This is a genomic window from Micromonospora sp. ATLC20 (genome assembly GCF_057196585.1).
Genome location: NZ_JBXUOV010000152.1, coordinates 1 through 13,970, shown reverse-complemented (window position 1 = coordinate 13,970; position 13,970 = coordinate 1). Strand labels below are relative to the sequence as shown.

Annotated in this window: 14 protein-coding genes; 9 read left to right on the top strand and 5 right to left on the bottom strand. The window is 71.3% G+C overall.

The window, feature by feature from the left end:
• Positions 1-176: 176 nt before the first annotated feature.
• From AC2CHG_RS24420 to AC2CHG_RS24410, 3 genes are all read left to right on the top strand, one after another.
• Positions 177-572: a hypothetical protein gene (locus tag AC2CHG_RS24420; protein ID WP_366625788.1), complete on the top strand. Its 396-nt coding sequence runs from the start codon at positions 177-179 to the stop codon at positions 570-572.
• A gap of 4 nt (positions 573-576) precedes the next feature.
• Entirely contained in the window at positions 577-1,125 is a 549-nt protein-coding gene (locus AC2CHG_RS24415) for a YciI family protein (RefSeq protein ID WP_366625790.1), read from the top strand.
• 157 nt (positions 1,126-1,282) lie between these two features.
• Positions 1,283-1,993, top strand: coding sequence for a hypothetical protein (locus tag AC2CHG_RS24410; RefSeq protein WP_262013151.1), 711 nt, complete (start codon positions 1,283-1,285; stop codon positions 1,991-1,993).
• 24 nt (positions 1,994-2,017) lie between these two features.
• Here the strand turns inward: AC2CHG_RS24410 and AC2CHG_RS24405 are convergent, their stop codons facing one another.
• The 3 genes from AC2CHG_RS24405 to AC2CHG_RS24395 all read right to left on the bottom strand — a co-directional run bounded on the left by AC2CHG_RS24405 (position 2,018) and on the right by AC2CHG_RS24395 (position 3,554).
• Positions 2,018-2,272, bottom strand: a complete 255-nt coding sequence (locus AC2CHG_RS24405) for a Smr/MutS family protein (RefSeq protein WP_013288724.1) — start codon at positions 2,270-2,272, stop codon at positions 2,018-2,020.
• A gap of 59 nt (positions 2,273-2,331) precedes the next feature.
• Positions 2,332-2,694 (bottom strand): tetratricopeptide repeat protein, encoded by a 363-nt coding sequence (locus AC2CHG_RS24400; protein WP_018787684.1) that lies wholly within the window; start codon positions 2,692-2,694, stop codon positions 2,332-2,334.
• 89 nt (positions 2,695-2,783) lie between these two features.
• Positions 2,784-3,554, bottom strand: coding sequence for an ROK family protein (locus tag AC2CHG_RS24395; RefSeq protein WP_262013152.1), 771 nt, complete (start codon positions 3,552-3,554; stop codon positions 2,784-2,786).
• A gap of 85 nt (positions 3,555-3,639) precedes the next feature.
• On the opposite strand from AC2CHG_RS24395, the gene AC2CHG_RS24390 reads away from it, so the two are divergent.
• The 3 genes from AC2CHG_RS24390 (at position 3,640) to AC2CHG_RS24380 (ending at position 6,910) form a co-directional block, all read left to right on the top strand.
• On the top strand, positions 3,640-5,277 hold the full coding sequence (locus AC2CHG_RS24390) for an ABC-F family ATP-binding cassette domain-containing protein (RefSeq protein WP_484525651.1): 1,638 nt from the start codon (positions 3,640-3,642) through the stop codon (positions 5,275-5,277).
• 38 nt (positions 5,278-5,315) lie between these two features.
• Positions 5,316-5,633 (top strand): hypothetical protein, encoded by a 318-nt coding sequence (locus tag AC2CHG_RS24385; protein ID WP_262013154.1) that lies wholly within the window; start codon positions 5,316-5,318, stop codon positions 5,631-5,633.
• Between the two features lie 551 nt (positions 5,634-6,184).
• Complete coding sequence (locus tag AC2CHG_RS24380) at positions 6,185-6,910, top strand: methyltransferase domain-containing protein (protein WP_355506029.1); 726 nt, start codon at positions 6,185-6,187, stop codon at positions 6,908-6,910.
• A gap of 170 nt (positions 6,911-7,080) precedes the next feature.
• On the opposite strand, the gene AC2CHG_RS24375 is transcribed toward AC2CHG_RS24380, so the two are convergent.
• On the bottom strand, positions 7,081-8,079 hold the full coding sequence (locus tag AC2CHG_RS24375; protein ID WP_484525650.1) for a LacI family DNA-binding transcriptional regulator: 999 nt from the start codon (positions 8,077-8,079) through the stop codon (positions 7,081-7,083).
• 150 nt (positions 8,080-8,229) lie between these two features.
• On the opposite strand from AC2CHG_RS24375, the gene arfA reads away from it, so the two are divergent.
• Positions 8,230-9,738, top strand: coding sequence for an arabinosylfuranosidase ArfA (gene arfA / locus AC2CHG_RS24370; RefSeq protein WP_366625799.1), 1,509 nt, complete (start codon positions 8,230-8,232; stop codon positions 9,736-9,738).
• Between the two features lie 58 nt (positions 9,739-9,796).
• Here the strand turns inward: arfA and AC2CHG_RS24365 are convergent, their stop codons facing one another.
• Positions 9,797-11,290 carry an amino acid permease gene (locus AC2CHG_RS24365; protein WP_402814544.1) on the bottom strand — a complete coding sequence of 498 codons (1,494 nt, stop codon included), beginning with the start codon at positions 11,288-11,290 and terminating at the stop codon, positions 9,797-9,799.
• A gap of 273 nt (positions 11,291-11,563) precedes the next feature.
• Here AC2CHG_RS24365 and AC2CHG_RS24360 point away from each other — a divergent pair, with 273 nt between their 5' ends.
• Positions 11,564-13,228 (top strand): glycoside hydrolase family 10-like protein, encoded by a 1,665-nt coding sequence (locus AC2CHG_RS24360; protein ID WP_357211223.1) that lies wholly within the window; start codon positions 11,564-11,566, stop codon positions 13,226-13,228.
• 159 nt (positions 13,229-13,387) lie between these two features.
• Entirely contained in the window at positions 13,388-13,930 is a 543-nt protein-coding gene (locus AC2CHG_RS24355; RefSeq protein ID WP_262013160.1) for a phospholipase, read from the top strand.
• The last annotated feature ends 40 nt before the right edge of the window (positions 13,931-13,970 follow it).

Sequence of the window (13,970 nt, the reverse complement as noted above, 5' to 3'; positions counted from 1 at the left end):
GCACCCCCGACGCCCCCACCCGCCGCCCCCACCCCCCCCCCCCCCCCCCCCCCCCCCCCCCCCCCCCGCGACGCCCGCCCCCCCCCCCCCCCCCCCCCCCACTTCGGCGTACTGGAGTCGGCATGGTCCCGCGAGCGGGTCTGACGGCGTCGGTGGATCTCCCTAGCATCGGTGCCGTGGGATACAACGTGGAGCCGTCCGGCCGCCTGCACCTTCCCGAGGGCGACGAGGCGGCCGCTCTCGCCGCTGTCCGGGTCGCCTGCTCCCAGCGGGATGGCTGGTTCGACCCGGACGAGCCGCCCACGCCCGAGACGTTGACCGACATGGCGTGGGTGGGTGCGGCCACGTTCGTCCGCGACGGCGACTGGATCGAAGTCGGCCAAAGCCGGGACGACTTCAAGTGGTCGGGCCAGGCCATCGCCTTCTACGTCGCGCTGGCCCCGTTCGTACGCGCGGGAACCGTCCGGTTCGAGGGCGAGACGGGCGAACGCTGGTCCTACACCTACGCCGACGGCCGGATCACGCAGCAGGGATACAACGGCTGGGACGGCTCCACCGAGCTGGCCGGCTGAGGGCATGGACTTCTTCTGCTACCACCGGGACCGGCTCGGCTCGATGGCGTTGCGGAGTGAACTGGTCGAGGAGCACTGGGCCTACATGGACCGGTTCGCGGAGCAGATGATCGCGCGCGGCCCGACCCTTGCTGCCGACGGCACTCCGACGGGAAGCGTGCACATCCTGGGCCTGCCTGACCCGGCCGCCGCCCGGACGTTCGCCTTCGACGAGCCCAACTACCAGGCCGGCGCGTACCGGGACGTGATGCTGCGCCGGTGGCGGAACATGCTGGGCCGCACCATGTGGGACTTCCCCGGCGGCCGGACCGGCGGCAACCGCTACCTGGTGCTCGGCCTCGGTCCGGAGCAGAGCGCCGGTCCGGTGCTGCCGCAGCGGCAGGACGAGTTGATCGCGTACGGGCCGCTGCTGTCCGACGACGGCGTGACGTGGGTGGGGACGGCGGCGCTGGTGCGGGCGACCGGGCCGGACGAGGCGCGCGCCGTGCTGGCCGCCGACCGGTACGCCGAGGTGGAGGTGCGCGACTGGGTGTTCGGCGGACGCCCGGCGTAACCGGCTACTCGTGATCTCCCAACCGGGTCTCACGGTATTCCCTTATGTCGTAGGCGACGTGCGGCTCGGCGAACTGCACAGGCTCTGTCGGTGCGGCGAGGGCGGTTCGCCGACTGGGGCACGCCGCCAAGTGTCCACAGGTGGCTAGGCTGGCGACGTGCCAAGCGATCCGGAGTGTGTACGGCAGGCGTTGGCGATGTGGGACGGTTTCCCCGTTCACCGCGAGCCGCGTCCGATCGTGCTGACAGCGATGGGCGTCACAGCGCTCGACCGACTCATGGTGGACACCCAGTGGCGGGCGTCGTTCGACGCTCCCGGCGTTCCAGAGTCCGACCTGCCGCCGGAGCTCAGGCCGCACGCCGTCAAGTACTGCCGTGACGTGCAGACCGGAGCGCAGAGACCGCTGGCGAACATCATCCGCGGGGACGGGCCGTTCGCCACCGATCGAGGTGTCCGCGAACTCCCGGCGTGGATGATGTACCCCGAGGACCGGCGATGGCCGTTCATCGCCATGGACCCGGACTTCGAACGTCGGATGACATGGCGGCCCCCCGGTGTGGGCGCCATTCATCACGAGGAGGCCATGCTCGCGAACGATGGGCGCACTCTGACGTTCCGGTTCATCGGAACGCCCGCGCAATACGCCGACTACCCAGACGCCCTGGTGCATGAGACGGACACCGCGGTGCTCGTCGAACCGGTGGAGGTCACCCACGACGGGGACGGCATCCGACTGGACTACGCCGAGGATCGCGAGGTGGTGGTGCGCCTGGCCGCGCCGCTCGGCAACCGGGTCCTGGTCGGCATCGGGCACGGCCCCGGAACAACCACCTTCGGCTCCCCCATGACGGTGCTCACCGCGGCCTGATCGTGGGAGCAGACGCAGGCGGCGCTACTTCCACCGGAAGTGCACGAACAGGCGGCCGAAGTTCTTCGAGTCCTTCTCGACCCGGTGGTAGAGCTGCTTCACGTCCTTCTGGTCGAGGAAGCGCAGCACCTTCTTCTTGAGCGCGCCCGACCCCTTACCCGGGATGATCTCCACGAGCGTGGCCTTCTTCGCGACCGCCTCGTCCATGATCCCGCGCAGCGCACGATCGATGTCGTGGCCCTTGTTGTAGATGTCGTGGAGGTCGAGCTTGAGCTTCACGGTCCCATCCTAGGTACGCGGAAGGGCAGCCCGCCCGGGCTGCCCTTCCGCGTCATCGGTCAACGACCGACCTTGCCCTCCACCCGGCGCAGGGCGGTGGCGTAGTCGGTGTTCGTCGAGTACATCGCGGCCGCGATGCGCAGGTGCCGCAGCGCGTCCACCGGCCGGTTCATCCGCTCCAGCGTGCGGCCGAGCACGTGGTGCGCGTAGTGATCGCTCGGGTCGCGGTCGACCAGCTCGCGCAACTGCTCCTCGGCCCGGTTGAGCTGGGCCGACTGGAAGTACGCGCGGGCCAGCAGCTGCCGGACCGAGGAGTTGTCCGGCTCCGCCTCGATGATCGGTTCGAGCAGCCGGGCCGCTCCGGTCGGGTCACCCGCTTCGAAGAACATGGTCGCCCGCCGGTACTCCGCCAGAAGATCCACTCGACCCACCTCCTCGTGTCGCGCCAGGCCCTAGGTCCGACGCTGGCACAACACCGGCGCGAGCGCGAGTGTTCCTGCAGGGCGAAAGATCAGGTGGTCGGGTCGTACCGGCCGCCGACCAGGTCCCAGGCCCGGACACCGCCGACGATTCCGGCCGTGTTCGGGACGATCACCACGTCGTCGCCCATCCGGGCCACCTGCTCGGGCCGGATCAGCCGGGAGTTGCCGCCGCCGAGATACAGGCGGTCCCAGCGGAACACCGGGCGCAGGCCGTCCACCACCTGCCGGATCCGCCGCGACCAGAACGCGTCGCCGAGCCGCCGCCGTTCCGGCTCGCCCACGTACGTGTCGTAGGTGGTGTTCCACCGCACCGGCGCGTGCGACAGCTCCAGGTGCGGCGCCAGCACCCCGCCGTCGAACAGCGCGCTGCCCAGCCCGGTGCCGAGCGTCAGCACCAGCTCGCAGCCGGTCCCGGCGACCACGCCCGCGCCGTGCACCTCGGCGTCGTTCAGCACCAGCGCCGGCACGCCGAACGCCTCGGCCAGCGCGGTGCGCGCGTCGTACCCGGACCACTCGGCCAGAAGCTCGGGGTCGACGCGGCTGCGCGGCCCGGAGCGGGTCACGTAGTGCGGCGTCGCCACCACGACGCCGTGCCGGATCATGCCGGGCATGCCGACGGTGAGCCGGTCCGCCGCGGGCAGGCGGGCGCCGAGATCCAGCAGCGTCTTGACGAACAAGGCCGGCGGCAACGGGTACGGCGTGGGCACGCGCAACGGCCGTGCGCGCATGGTTCCGGCGGCATCCAGTACGGAGGCCTTGATCCCGCCACCACCACAGTCGATCGCCAGTGTGGTCACCACGGCTGTGAGTCTCCCTCAGACCGGCGCCGCCGCGAGCACGGGTCACGGTAATCCGGATGCGCCCGCCGGTAGGCTCGGTCATCTGATGAGCGCCACGTTGATCGCCAAGGACCTCACCGCCGGCCACGGTGACCGCCTCCTCTTCGAAGACCTCGACCTCGTCGTCGCGCCCGGCGACGTGGTGGGGCTGGTCGGAGTCAACGGCGCGGGCAAGTCCACGCTGCTGCGTACCCTCGCCGGTCTTGTCCCCCGCGAGCAGGGCTCGGTCTCGCTCAGCCCGCCCACGGCGACCGTCGGCTACCTGCCGCAGGAGCCGGAGCGCCGGCCCGGCGAGACGGTCCGCGAGTTCCTGGCCCGGCGCACCGGGGTCAGTGCCGCGCAGGCCGCGCTTGATGCCGCCACCGAGGCGCTCACCGCCGGGGCGGCGGGCGCCGACGACGCGTACGCGAATGCTCTGGAACGCTGGCTCGACCTCGGCGGCGCGGATCTGGACGAACGGGCCGCGCAGGTCGCCGCGGAGCTGGGTCTCGACGTGGGCCTGGACCATCCGATGACCGGTCTGTCCGGCGGGCAGGCCGCCCGCGCCGGGCTCGCGTCGCTGCTGCTCAGCCGGTACGACGTCTTCCTGCTCGACGAGCCCACCAACGACCTCGACCTGGCCGGGCTGGACCGGCTGGAACGCTTCGTCACCGGGCTGCGCGCCGGGACCGTGGTGGTCAGCCACGACCGGGAGTTCCTCACCCGCACCGTCACCCGGATCGTCGAGCTCGACCTGCACCAGCGGCAGATCAAGCACTACGGCGGTGGCTACGCGGCCTATCTGGAGGAGCGGGAGGTGGCGCGCCGCCACGCCCGCGAGGAGTACGAGGAGTACGCCGACACGAAGGCCGACCTGGAGGCGCGTGCCCGCACCCAGCGGGCGTGGATGGAGAAGGGCGTCAAGAACGCCCGCCGCAAGGCCACCGACAACGACAAGATCGGCCGCAAGTACCGCGCCGAGTCGACCGAGAAGCAGGCCGCGAAGGCCAAGCAGACCGCCCGGCTGATCGAGCGGCTGGAGGTGGTCGACGAGCCGCGCAAGGAGTGGGAGCTGCGGATGGAGATCGCCGCCGCGCCCCGCGCCGGCGCCGTCGTGGCCTCGCTCCGAGGAGCGGTGGTACGCCGTGGCGGCTTCACGCTCGGCCCGGTGGACCTGCAGATCGACTGGGCCGACCGGGTGGCGATCACCGGGGCGAACGGCTCCGGCAAGAGCACCCTGCTCGCCGCGCTGCTCGGCCGGCTGCCGCTGGACGAGGGGCACGCCGCGCTCGGCCCGGGTGTGGTGGTCGGCGAGGTCGACCAGGCCCGGGGACTGTTCCTCGGCGACCAGCCGCTGCTCGACGCGTTCGGTGCCGCCGTACCCGATCTGGCCCCGGCGGACGTGCGGACGCTGCTGGCGAAGTTCGGGCTGCGCGCCGAGCATGTGCTGCGGCCGGCGGCGACGCTGTCCCCCGGCGAGCGGACCCGGGCCGCGCTGGCCCTGCTCCAAGGGCGTGGCGTCAACCTGCTGGTGCTCGACGAGCCGACGAACCACCTCGACCTGGCCGCGATCGAGCAGTTGGAGTCGGCGCTGGCGAGCTACCCGGGAACGCTGCTGCTGGTGACCCACGATCGGCGGATGCTCGACGCGGTGAGCGTGAACCGGCGGCTGCGCGTGGCGGACGGACGGATCGCCGAACACTGATCCGTGCCGACCGGCGCGCGCGGGTCCACAATGAGCGCATGCTCAAGTGGGAGTACGCGCTGCTGGTCCGCCGCCGCCAGGCCGCCGCCACCGACGCCGGGTGGGAGGTCGTCTTCATCTGGTACGGCCCGGACGGCTCCATGATCGACGTGACGCCGTACGGCGACACCGCGCTGGCCCACCTGAACCGGGCCGGTGACCAGGGCTGGGAACTGGTCGCGATGAGCGAGGACCCGTCGTTGCCGGGCAACAACGAGTTGCACCGCTACCACCTCAAGCGCCCGAAGGCAGCGGCCGCCCAGCCGCGCCAGCGCATGCGAGGCTCCCGCGCAGTCCGCCGCACCCTCTCCCCCTGACCGCCCTCTCCCCCGCCATCGCCCTCACCCTCACCCCCGCCCTCACCCTCACCCTCACCCTCACCCCGCTGATCTTGCAGTTGCGGCCCCTTTCCTGCACCTTTCGCGAGGTTTGCCCGGGCCACAACTCCATGATCGACGAGGCGCAGCCCAGACTCCCGCCATCGCCGCGCACAACCCGACCCGAGACCGGCGGTGATCAAGGAGTTTGGGTCCATCCACGCCGCGGGCGCCAGCACAAACTCCTTGATCAGCGCCGCAGCCCGAGTCGCGGGAGATCTTGGAAGGAAAGTGCCCCCATAGGGGCCGAAATCTTCCAAGATCTCAGGCACGCGTCGGTGATCAAGGAGTTTGTGTCCTCGAGGGCGTCGTCCGGGGACACAAAGTCCTTGATCACGGGCGACAGGCGGGGCGGACGGAGGGCTGGGGGGCGCGGGCCGGGCGGGGCCGACGCGGGCGGGGCGCGGCTGAGCGGGGGCCGGGGCGGACGAGGGCGGGCTGGCGGGGTATATCGGGGCGAATCGGGGGTAACGGGCCGCCGGAGGTGGCGCATGGTGGCGATGGGGCAGACCGCGCTCTCGGGTGAGCGACTCCGGCAGACCGACGGCTTCCTCGCCGAGGCGTGGGCCGACATGGTCCGGCACGACGAGCGGCTGCGCGGAACCGCGGTCGAGGTGCGCTTCGATCGTGGAGTCGCGCACCTGACCGGCGAGGTCGCCGACCCGGAGCAGCTACGGCTGGTACGGGAGCTGATCGGCCGGCTGTCCGGCGTACTCGGGGTCTGGTGCCGGGTCACAGTGGCCGGGCGGGCGCCGGTCGTGGTCGACCTGGGCTGCGGCGCGACCAAGCAGTGGCCGGGCAACCTGGGGCTGGACATCTATCCGGCGCCGGGCGTGAACGCGGTCGCCAACCTGGCCGGATCGCTGCCGCTGCGCGACGACTCGGTGGACGTGTTCTTCGCGGTGCACATCGTCGAGCACCTGATCGACTTCCTGCCGCTGTTCGACGAGTGCCACCGGGTGCTGCGCCCGGGCGGGGTACTGCACGTGATGAGCCCCTGGTGGCGGCACGTCAACGCGGTGGCCGACCCGACCCACGTACGCCTGCTCGACGTGCAGACGTTCAAGGGCATCTGCGGCCAGCGTCCGCCTGGTACGCCGCGCTGGTATCCGCTGCACGTCGGCTGCGACGGCGCCTCGATCTTCGCCGACCTGACTCCCCTGCCGCCGGACGCCCCCGCCCCACCCTCTTCCCACCTGGCCCGCTTCTTCGACTGAAGCCGCGCCGACCGCCCCAGGGACCACCCCGTCGATCATGAAGTTGACGGCACTCAAGGAGATCAACTTCGCCGTCAACTTCATGATCGACGGGGCAAGCGGGGCAAGCGGGGCAAGCGGGGCAAGCGGGGCAGGAGGGGCGAGCGGGGCACGAGGGCGAGCGGGGCGGGTTAGGCGGACTCGCGGAGGGCCACGTGGTGGGGGGCCACCAGCTCGCGCGGTGGGAAGTCGCGGTCTTGGCCCAGGCGGCCCGCCAGGAGCTCTACCGCGAGGCGGGCGATGCGTTCCTTGTCGGGGGCGACCGTGGTCAGCGTCGGGATCGAGAAGCGACCGTCCTCGATGTCGTCGAAGCCGGCCACCGCGACGTCCTCGGGCACGCGCAGGCCCATCTCGTGCAGGGCACGCAGCGCACCGAGCGCGAGCGTGTCGTTGAAGCAGAAGACGGCGTCGGGGCGTACCCCCGTGGTGAGCAGGTGCCGCATGGCGGCGGCGCCGTCCGCGCGGTGCCAGGCCGGCGCGGGCGCCACCAGGCGGTCGTCGTAGGCGATGCCGGCCTCGGTCAGCGCGGCGGTGTAGCCGGCCAGGCGGAGCCGGGCGCTGGCGCCCTCGGGGGTGCACTGGGAGCCGATCGCGGCGATCCGGCGGCGGCCGAGCCCGATCAGGTGGGCGGTGATCTCACGGGCAGCGGCCACGTTGTCGATCATGACGTGGTCGGCGGAGCCGTGGTCGACGCGTTCGCCGAGCAGCACCATGGGCAGGCCGGCCAGCGCGGCGAGGTCGTCGGCGGTGAGCGCGAGCGGGCTCAGGATCAGGCCGTCGATCATGTGGTCGCCGATACCGCTGGCGGCCTTGCGCTCCTGCTCGGACCGGCCGCCGGTCTGGTCGATCAGCACCGTCCAGCCGTGGTCGGCGGCGGCGGTGACGACGTGCCGGGCCAGCTCGGCGAAGTAGGGGACGTCCAGTTCGGGTACGGCCAGCGCGATCACCCCGGTGCGCCCCTTGCGCAGGTTGCGGGCCGACAGGTTGGGCCGGTAGTTGAGCGCGGCGATGGCCTCCTCGACGCGGGCCCGGGTGTCGGCGCGCACGTGCTGGTAGCCGTTGACGACGTTGGAGACGGTCTTCACCGACACTCCGGCGCGCTCCGCGACGTCCTTGAGCCTGTGCCGCACTGCACTTCCTTCCGGTGAACGCTGGCCGCACTGTACCGCGCCACGACGACGCGACTGCCTCTTTACACGGGCGCTTACAACGTTGTACAAACCACTGACAGCGGAGTGACAGCGGTCACCCGCACCAGCAGCGAGGGAGAGGTTGGCATCGTGCCGAACGCGCAGCTCACGATCGACCCGGCGTTCCGGGTCGCGCCGGCGGACCGCCGGATCTTCGGTTCCTTCGTCGAGCACATGGGCCGCTGCGTCTACGGCGGGGTGTACGAACCGGGCCACCCCACAGCCGATCGGCGAGGGCTGCGGCGCGACGTGCTGGACCTGACCCGTGAGCTGGGCGTCTCAGTGGTCCGCTACCCGGGCGGCAACTTCGTCTCCAGCTACCGCTGGGAGGACGGCATCGGACCGGTCGGTGACCGCCCGCGCCGGCTCGACCTGGCCTGGAAGACCGTCGAGACAAACGAGTTCGGGCTCGACGAGTTCATGACCTGGGCGGCCGAGGCCGGGATCGAGCCGATGATGGCCGTCAACCTCGGCACCCGCGGCGTGACCGAGGCGCTCGACCTGCTGGAGTACACCAACCACCCGGGCGGCACCCGACTGTCCGACCTGCGCCGCAAGCACGGCGCCGAACAGCCGTACGGGGTGCGGCTGTGGTGCCTCGGCAACGAGATGGACGGGCCGTGGCAGGTCGGGCACAAGACCGCCGACGAGTACGGCCGCCTCGCCGCCGAGACCGCCCGCGCGATGAAGATGATCGACCCGTCGATCAGCCTGGTCGCCTGCGGCAGCTCCGGCCGGGGCATGCCCACGTTCGCCGCGTGGGAGGCGACGGTGCTGGAGCACACCTACGAGCACGTCGACTACATCTCCGCCCACACCTACTACGACCCCTCCGACGGTGACCGGGCCAGCCTGCTCGCCTCCGCCGTCGACATGGACGCCTTCATCACCGAGGTCGTCGCCACCGCCGACTACGTGGGCGCCAAGCTGCGGCAGAAGCGCAAACTGAAGATCTCCTTCGACGAGTGGAACGTCTGGTACCAGTCCCGCCTCCAGTCCGACCTGGACCGGCGCGGCTGGGTCGAGGCGCCGGCGCTGATCGAGGACGACTACACGGCCGTCGACGCGGTGGTGGTGGGCGACCTGCTGATCACCCTGCTCCGGCACGCCGACCGCATCGGCGTGGCCTGCCAGGCGCAGCTCGCCAACGTGATCGCCCCGATCCGTACCCGCAACGGCGGTCCGGCCTGGCGGCAGAGCATCTTCCACCCGTTCGCGCTGACCGCCCGGTACGCCCGCGGCACCGTGCTGCGGACCGAGCCCACCGGCCCCACCTACGAGACCCGCCGGTACGGCGACGTGCCCGCGCTGGACACCGTCGCCGTGCACGACGAGGAGACCGGCGCGCTGGCCGTCTTCGCGGTCAACCGCAGCTCGCAGGACGTCCCGCTCGACCTGGACCTGCGCGGCCTGCCCGGCCTGCGGGCCGAGGCGCACACCACGGTGGCGGCCGGAACCGACCCGGACGCCACGAACACCGAGACGGACCCGGAGCGGGTCACGCCCCGGGACCTCACCACTCCCACCGTCGACGGCGGCCGGGTCTCCGTGCTGCTGCCGGCCACCTCCTGGAACCTGCTGCGCTTCGCGCCGGCGTAAGGAAGGGCCCCTTGTTAACGCCGGGCGTTAAGAAGGGGCCCTTCCTTCGGGGCCCGCCTCAGGGGGTGGGGGCGGGCTCGGGGGTGTCCGAGTGCTCGCGACGGGCGAGCCGGTTCTTGCGGTGGCCGTACCCGAAGTAGATGACCGCGCCGATCAGCATCCAGGCGAGGAACCGCAGCCAGGTCTCCACCGACAGGTTCAGGCTCAGGTAGAGGCACGCGACGGCGGTGACGATCGGCAGCACCGGCGAGAACGGCACCTTGAACGGCCGCTCCAGGTCGGGGCGGCGCTTGCGCAGGATCGGCACCGCGATCGCGACCAGCGTGAACGCGCAGAGCGCGCCGATGCTGACCAGGTCGGCAAGCGCGGACAGCGGCAGGAAGCCGGCGAGCAGCGCCACCGCGATCGTCATGATCCCGGCGATCCGGTACGGCGTGCCCCAGCGCGGGTGCACCTTGGCGATGGCGGGCGGGATGAGCCCGTCGCGGGCGATGGCGAAGCCGATCCGGCCCATGGCCACCAGGTCGACCAGGATCACGCTGGTGAGCCCGGCGACGGCGGCGATGGAGACGAGCACCGCGGCCCAGCCGGCGCCGACCGCCCGGAACGCGGACGCGATCGGCGCACCCTCGTCGATCTCGGTGTACTTGACCATGCCGACCACGACGAGCGAGACGCCGATGTAGAGCACGGTGGAGATGAGCAGCGTGCCGAGCAGGCCCAGCGGCAGGTCCCGCTTGGGCTTGCGGGTCTCCTCACCCAGGTTCGCCACGGCCTCGAACCCGGTGTACGCGAAGAACACCACGGCGGCGGCGGTGAGCACCCCGACGAAGCCGAAGACGGACGGCTCCAGCCCGAAGATGGCCTGGGTGACCGGTTGCTTGATGCCGTCGTCCCCGGCGCCGGCCGGCTCGGCGGACGGGATGAACGGGCTGAGGTTGGCCGCCTTGACGAAGAACAGCCCGGCGATGATGACGAAGGCGCAGATCGCCACCTTTACCAGCACCAGCAGGTTGGTGACCCGGGCCGACTCGCGGATGCCGACGATGGCGACCACACCGAGCACCAGCACGATGCCGATCGCGCCGAGGTTGACGACGCTGCCCTCCTCGGCGAACCAGGCGCTGGGCAGGCCGAACAGGTCGGCGAGGTAGCCGGACCAGCCGCGGGCCACCACCGCCGCGCCGAGCGCGAACTCCAGCAGCAGGTCCCAGCCGATGATCCAGGCGACGATCTCGCCCATCGTCGCGTACGCGTAGGTGTAGGCGCTGCCGGCGGTCGGCACGCTGCTGGCGAGTTCGGCGTAGCAGAGCGCGGCGAGCAGCGCGACCAGGCCGGCGATGCCGAACGAGATCACCACGCCCGGCCCCGCGCTGTTCCGGGCCTCGACACCGGTGAGCGTGAAGATGCCGGTGCCGATCACGATGCCGATGCCGAAGCCCATCAGGTCGACCGCGCCGAGCCGGCGCCGCAGGCCCGGCTTGCCGTCCTCGCCGTCGGCGTCGCCCTGGGCGAGCACGTCGCCGATCGGCTTGGTCCGCAGGACCGACATCTGATCACCTCCCCCGCCGTGTGGCCGCCACGGTGGCGGTCTGTGACCGGGCTAGCTACCCAGCCGTTTTGCGCTCCAATCCCGCACCGCAGGTCTCGGAATCGTCACGATCCGGCCTAGTCGGACGGCGCGGGACATCGATCACCGGTCGGGGTCTTGCGCCGGGCACGGATAGATGAAAGTTTTCTACCGGCGGCATGGATGGCACGGCGAATCTTGCCGTACGCTACGCCGCCGACCGTCCCCCCGGACCCGACGAAGGGACCGCACCGCATGAAGGCAACTCGGCTCGGAGCCGCCGCGCTGGCCGCGGCGCTGCTCGGCACGCTGGTCGCCGGCACGCCGGCGCAGGCCGCACCCGGCGACACCGGCACCGCCACTTCCCCCTCCACCGACTGCGTCACCGATCCGGCCACCCCCAAGCGCCAGTTCCGGGCCATGTGGATCGCCTCGGTGACGAACATCGACTGGCCCAGCAAGGACTCCTGGACCGCGCCGGACCAGGTGGCCAAGCAGAAGGCCGAATACCTGGCCTGGCTCGACCTGGCCCAGAAGCTCAACCACAACGCCGTCGTGGTCCAGGTCCGCCCGACCGCCGACGCGTTCTGGCCCTCGCCGTACGAGCCGTGGTCGGAGTACCTGACCGGCGTACGCGGCAAGAACCCCGGCTGGGACCCGCTGGCTTTCCTCGTCGACGAGTCGCACAAGCGCAACCTGGAGTTCCACGCCTGGTTCAACCCGTACCGCGTCTCCATGCCCGCCCCCGGCGGCGCCGGCGCCGACCTGTCGCAACTGGCCCCGGACAGCCCTGCCCGCCAGCACCCCGACTGGGTCTTCGCCTACCCGCCGGCCGGCGTCGCCGGCAGCCGGCTCTACTACAACCCCGGCGTCCCCGAGGTCCGCGAGTTCGTCCAGACCGCGATGATGGACGCGGTCAAGCGGTACGACATCGACGGCGTGCACTTCGACGACTACTTCTACCCGTACCCGAGCGGCACCCACCAGGTGCCCGACGACGCTACGTTCGCGGCGTACAACAGGGGCTTCACGGACAAGGCCGACTGGCGGCGGGACAACATCAACCTGCTGATCCAGGAGATGAACGCCAAGATCAAGGCGGTCAAGCCGTATGTGAAGTTCGGCGTCAGCCCGTTCGGCATCTGGCGCAACGCGTCGGCCGACCCGAACGGTTCGGACACCACCGGCTCGCAGTCGTACGACATCATCTCCGCCGACTCCCGCAAGTGGGTCAAGGAGGAGTGGATCGACTACATCGTGCCGCAGCTCTACTGGTACATCGGCCAGTACCCGGCCGCCGACTACGCCCGGCTGGTGCCGTGGTGGGCCGAGCAGGTGCGCGGCACGCGGGTGCAGCTCTACATCGGCCAGGCCGACTACAAGAGCGGAGACCCGGCGTACGGGTCGTTCTGGATGAACCCGCAGGAGCTGTCGAACCACCTGACGCTCAACCGGTCGTACCCGGAGGTGCTCGGCAACGTGCACTTCTCCGCGGTGCAGGTGCGGGCCAACCGGCTCGGCGCCACCGACATCTACGCGGCCGAGCACTACTCCCGCCCGGCGCTGGTGCCCACCATGACGCACCTGCCGCGCAAGCCGCTGCTGTTCCCGGTGGTCACCAAGGCCCAGCGGGAGGCGGACGGGGTACGCCTGAGCTGGCGTCAGCCGGCCGACGGCAAGGGCCCGCTCGGCACCGCCGCGTCGTACGCGATCTACCGGTTCGACGGGCACGGCCTGGCCGGGCGCTGCGACTTCGCGGACGCCTCGCACCTGGTCGGCACCGTCCGGGCCACCGACGGCGCCGTGCAGTCCTGGGTGGACACCACGGCGGCCGACGGCGCCCGGTACACGTACTACGTGACCGCGCTGGACCGGCTGGCGAACGAGAGCCCGGCGAGCCCGCCGCGCTTCGTCCGCTGATTCACCCCGAATGCCCCCGGGCCACCTCGACGGCCCGGGGGCATTCGTCTGTTCAGGCGGATGTCAGCGAGCCGTCCCCCGAGGCATCGCCCCAGCTCATCCCTTTGATCGACACTTGTCGACATCCGGAGATCCCGGCCACCACCCCCGGAGGTTCCCGTGTCCCGTCGACTCGCCACCACCCTCGCCGCCGGCGCACTCGCCCTGCTCACCCTGCTCGGCCTGGCCACACCGGCCGCCGCCGCGGTGAGCACCCAGCAGAAGCTGTCCGTCCTGACCAGTTGGACGCAGACCAGCGCGTCCAGCTACAACGCCTGGAACAGCGCCCGGCAGAACCGGGCACCCTGGACCGAGTACGGCTTCGACTGGTCCACCGACTACTGCTCGTCCAGCCCGGACAACCCGATCGGGTTCAACTTCAAGCTCTCCTGCTACCGGCACGACTTCGGCTACCGCAACCACAAGGCGATGGGCGTCTTCTCGTCCAGCAAGTCCCGTCTGGACAGCGCCTTCTACGCGGATCTCAAGCGGGTCTGCGCCACGTACAACGCGGTGGTCCGGCCCGCCTGCTACAGCCTCGCCTGGACGTACTACCAGGCGGTGAGCGTCTTCGGCTCGGTCGCCGCGGTGTCGCAGGCCGACCTCGACCGCGCCGCCCGGATGAAGGCCGACGCCCAGCGCCGCGCCGCCGCGCCCGCCTGACGCACCGCACGGGGAGTCCGCCACCGGGCGGGCTCCCCGC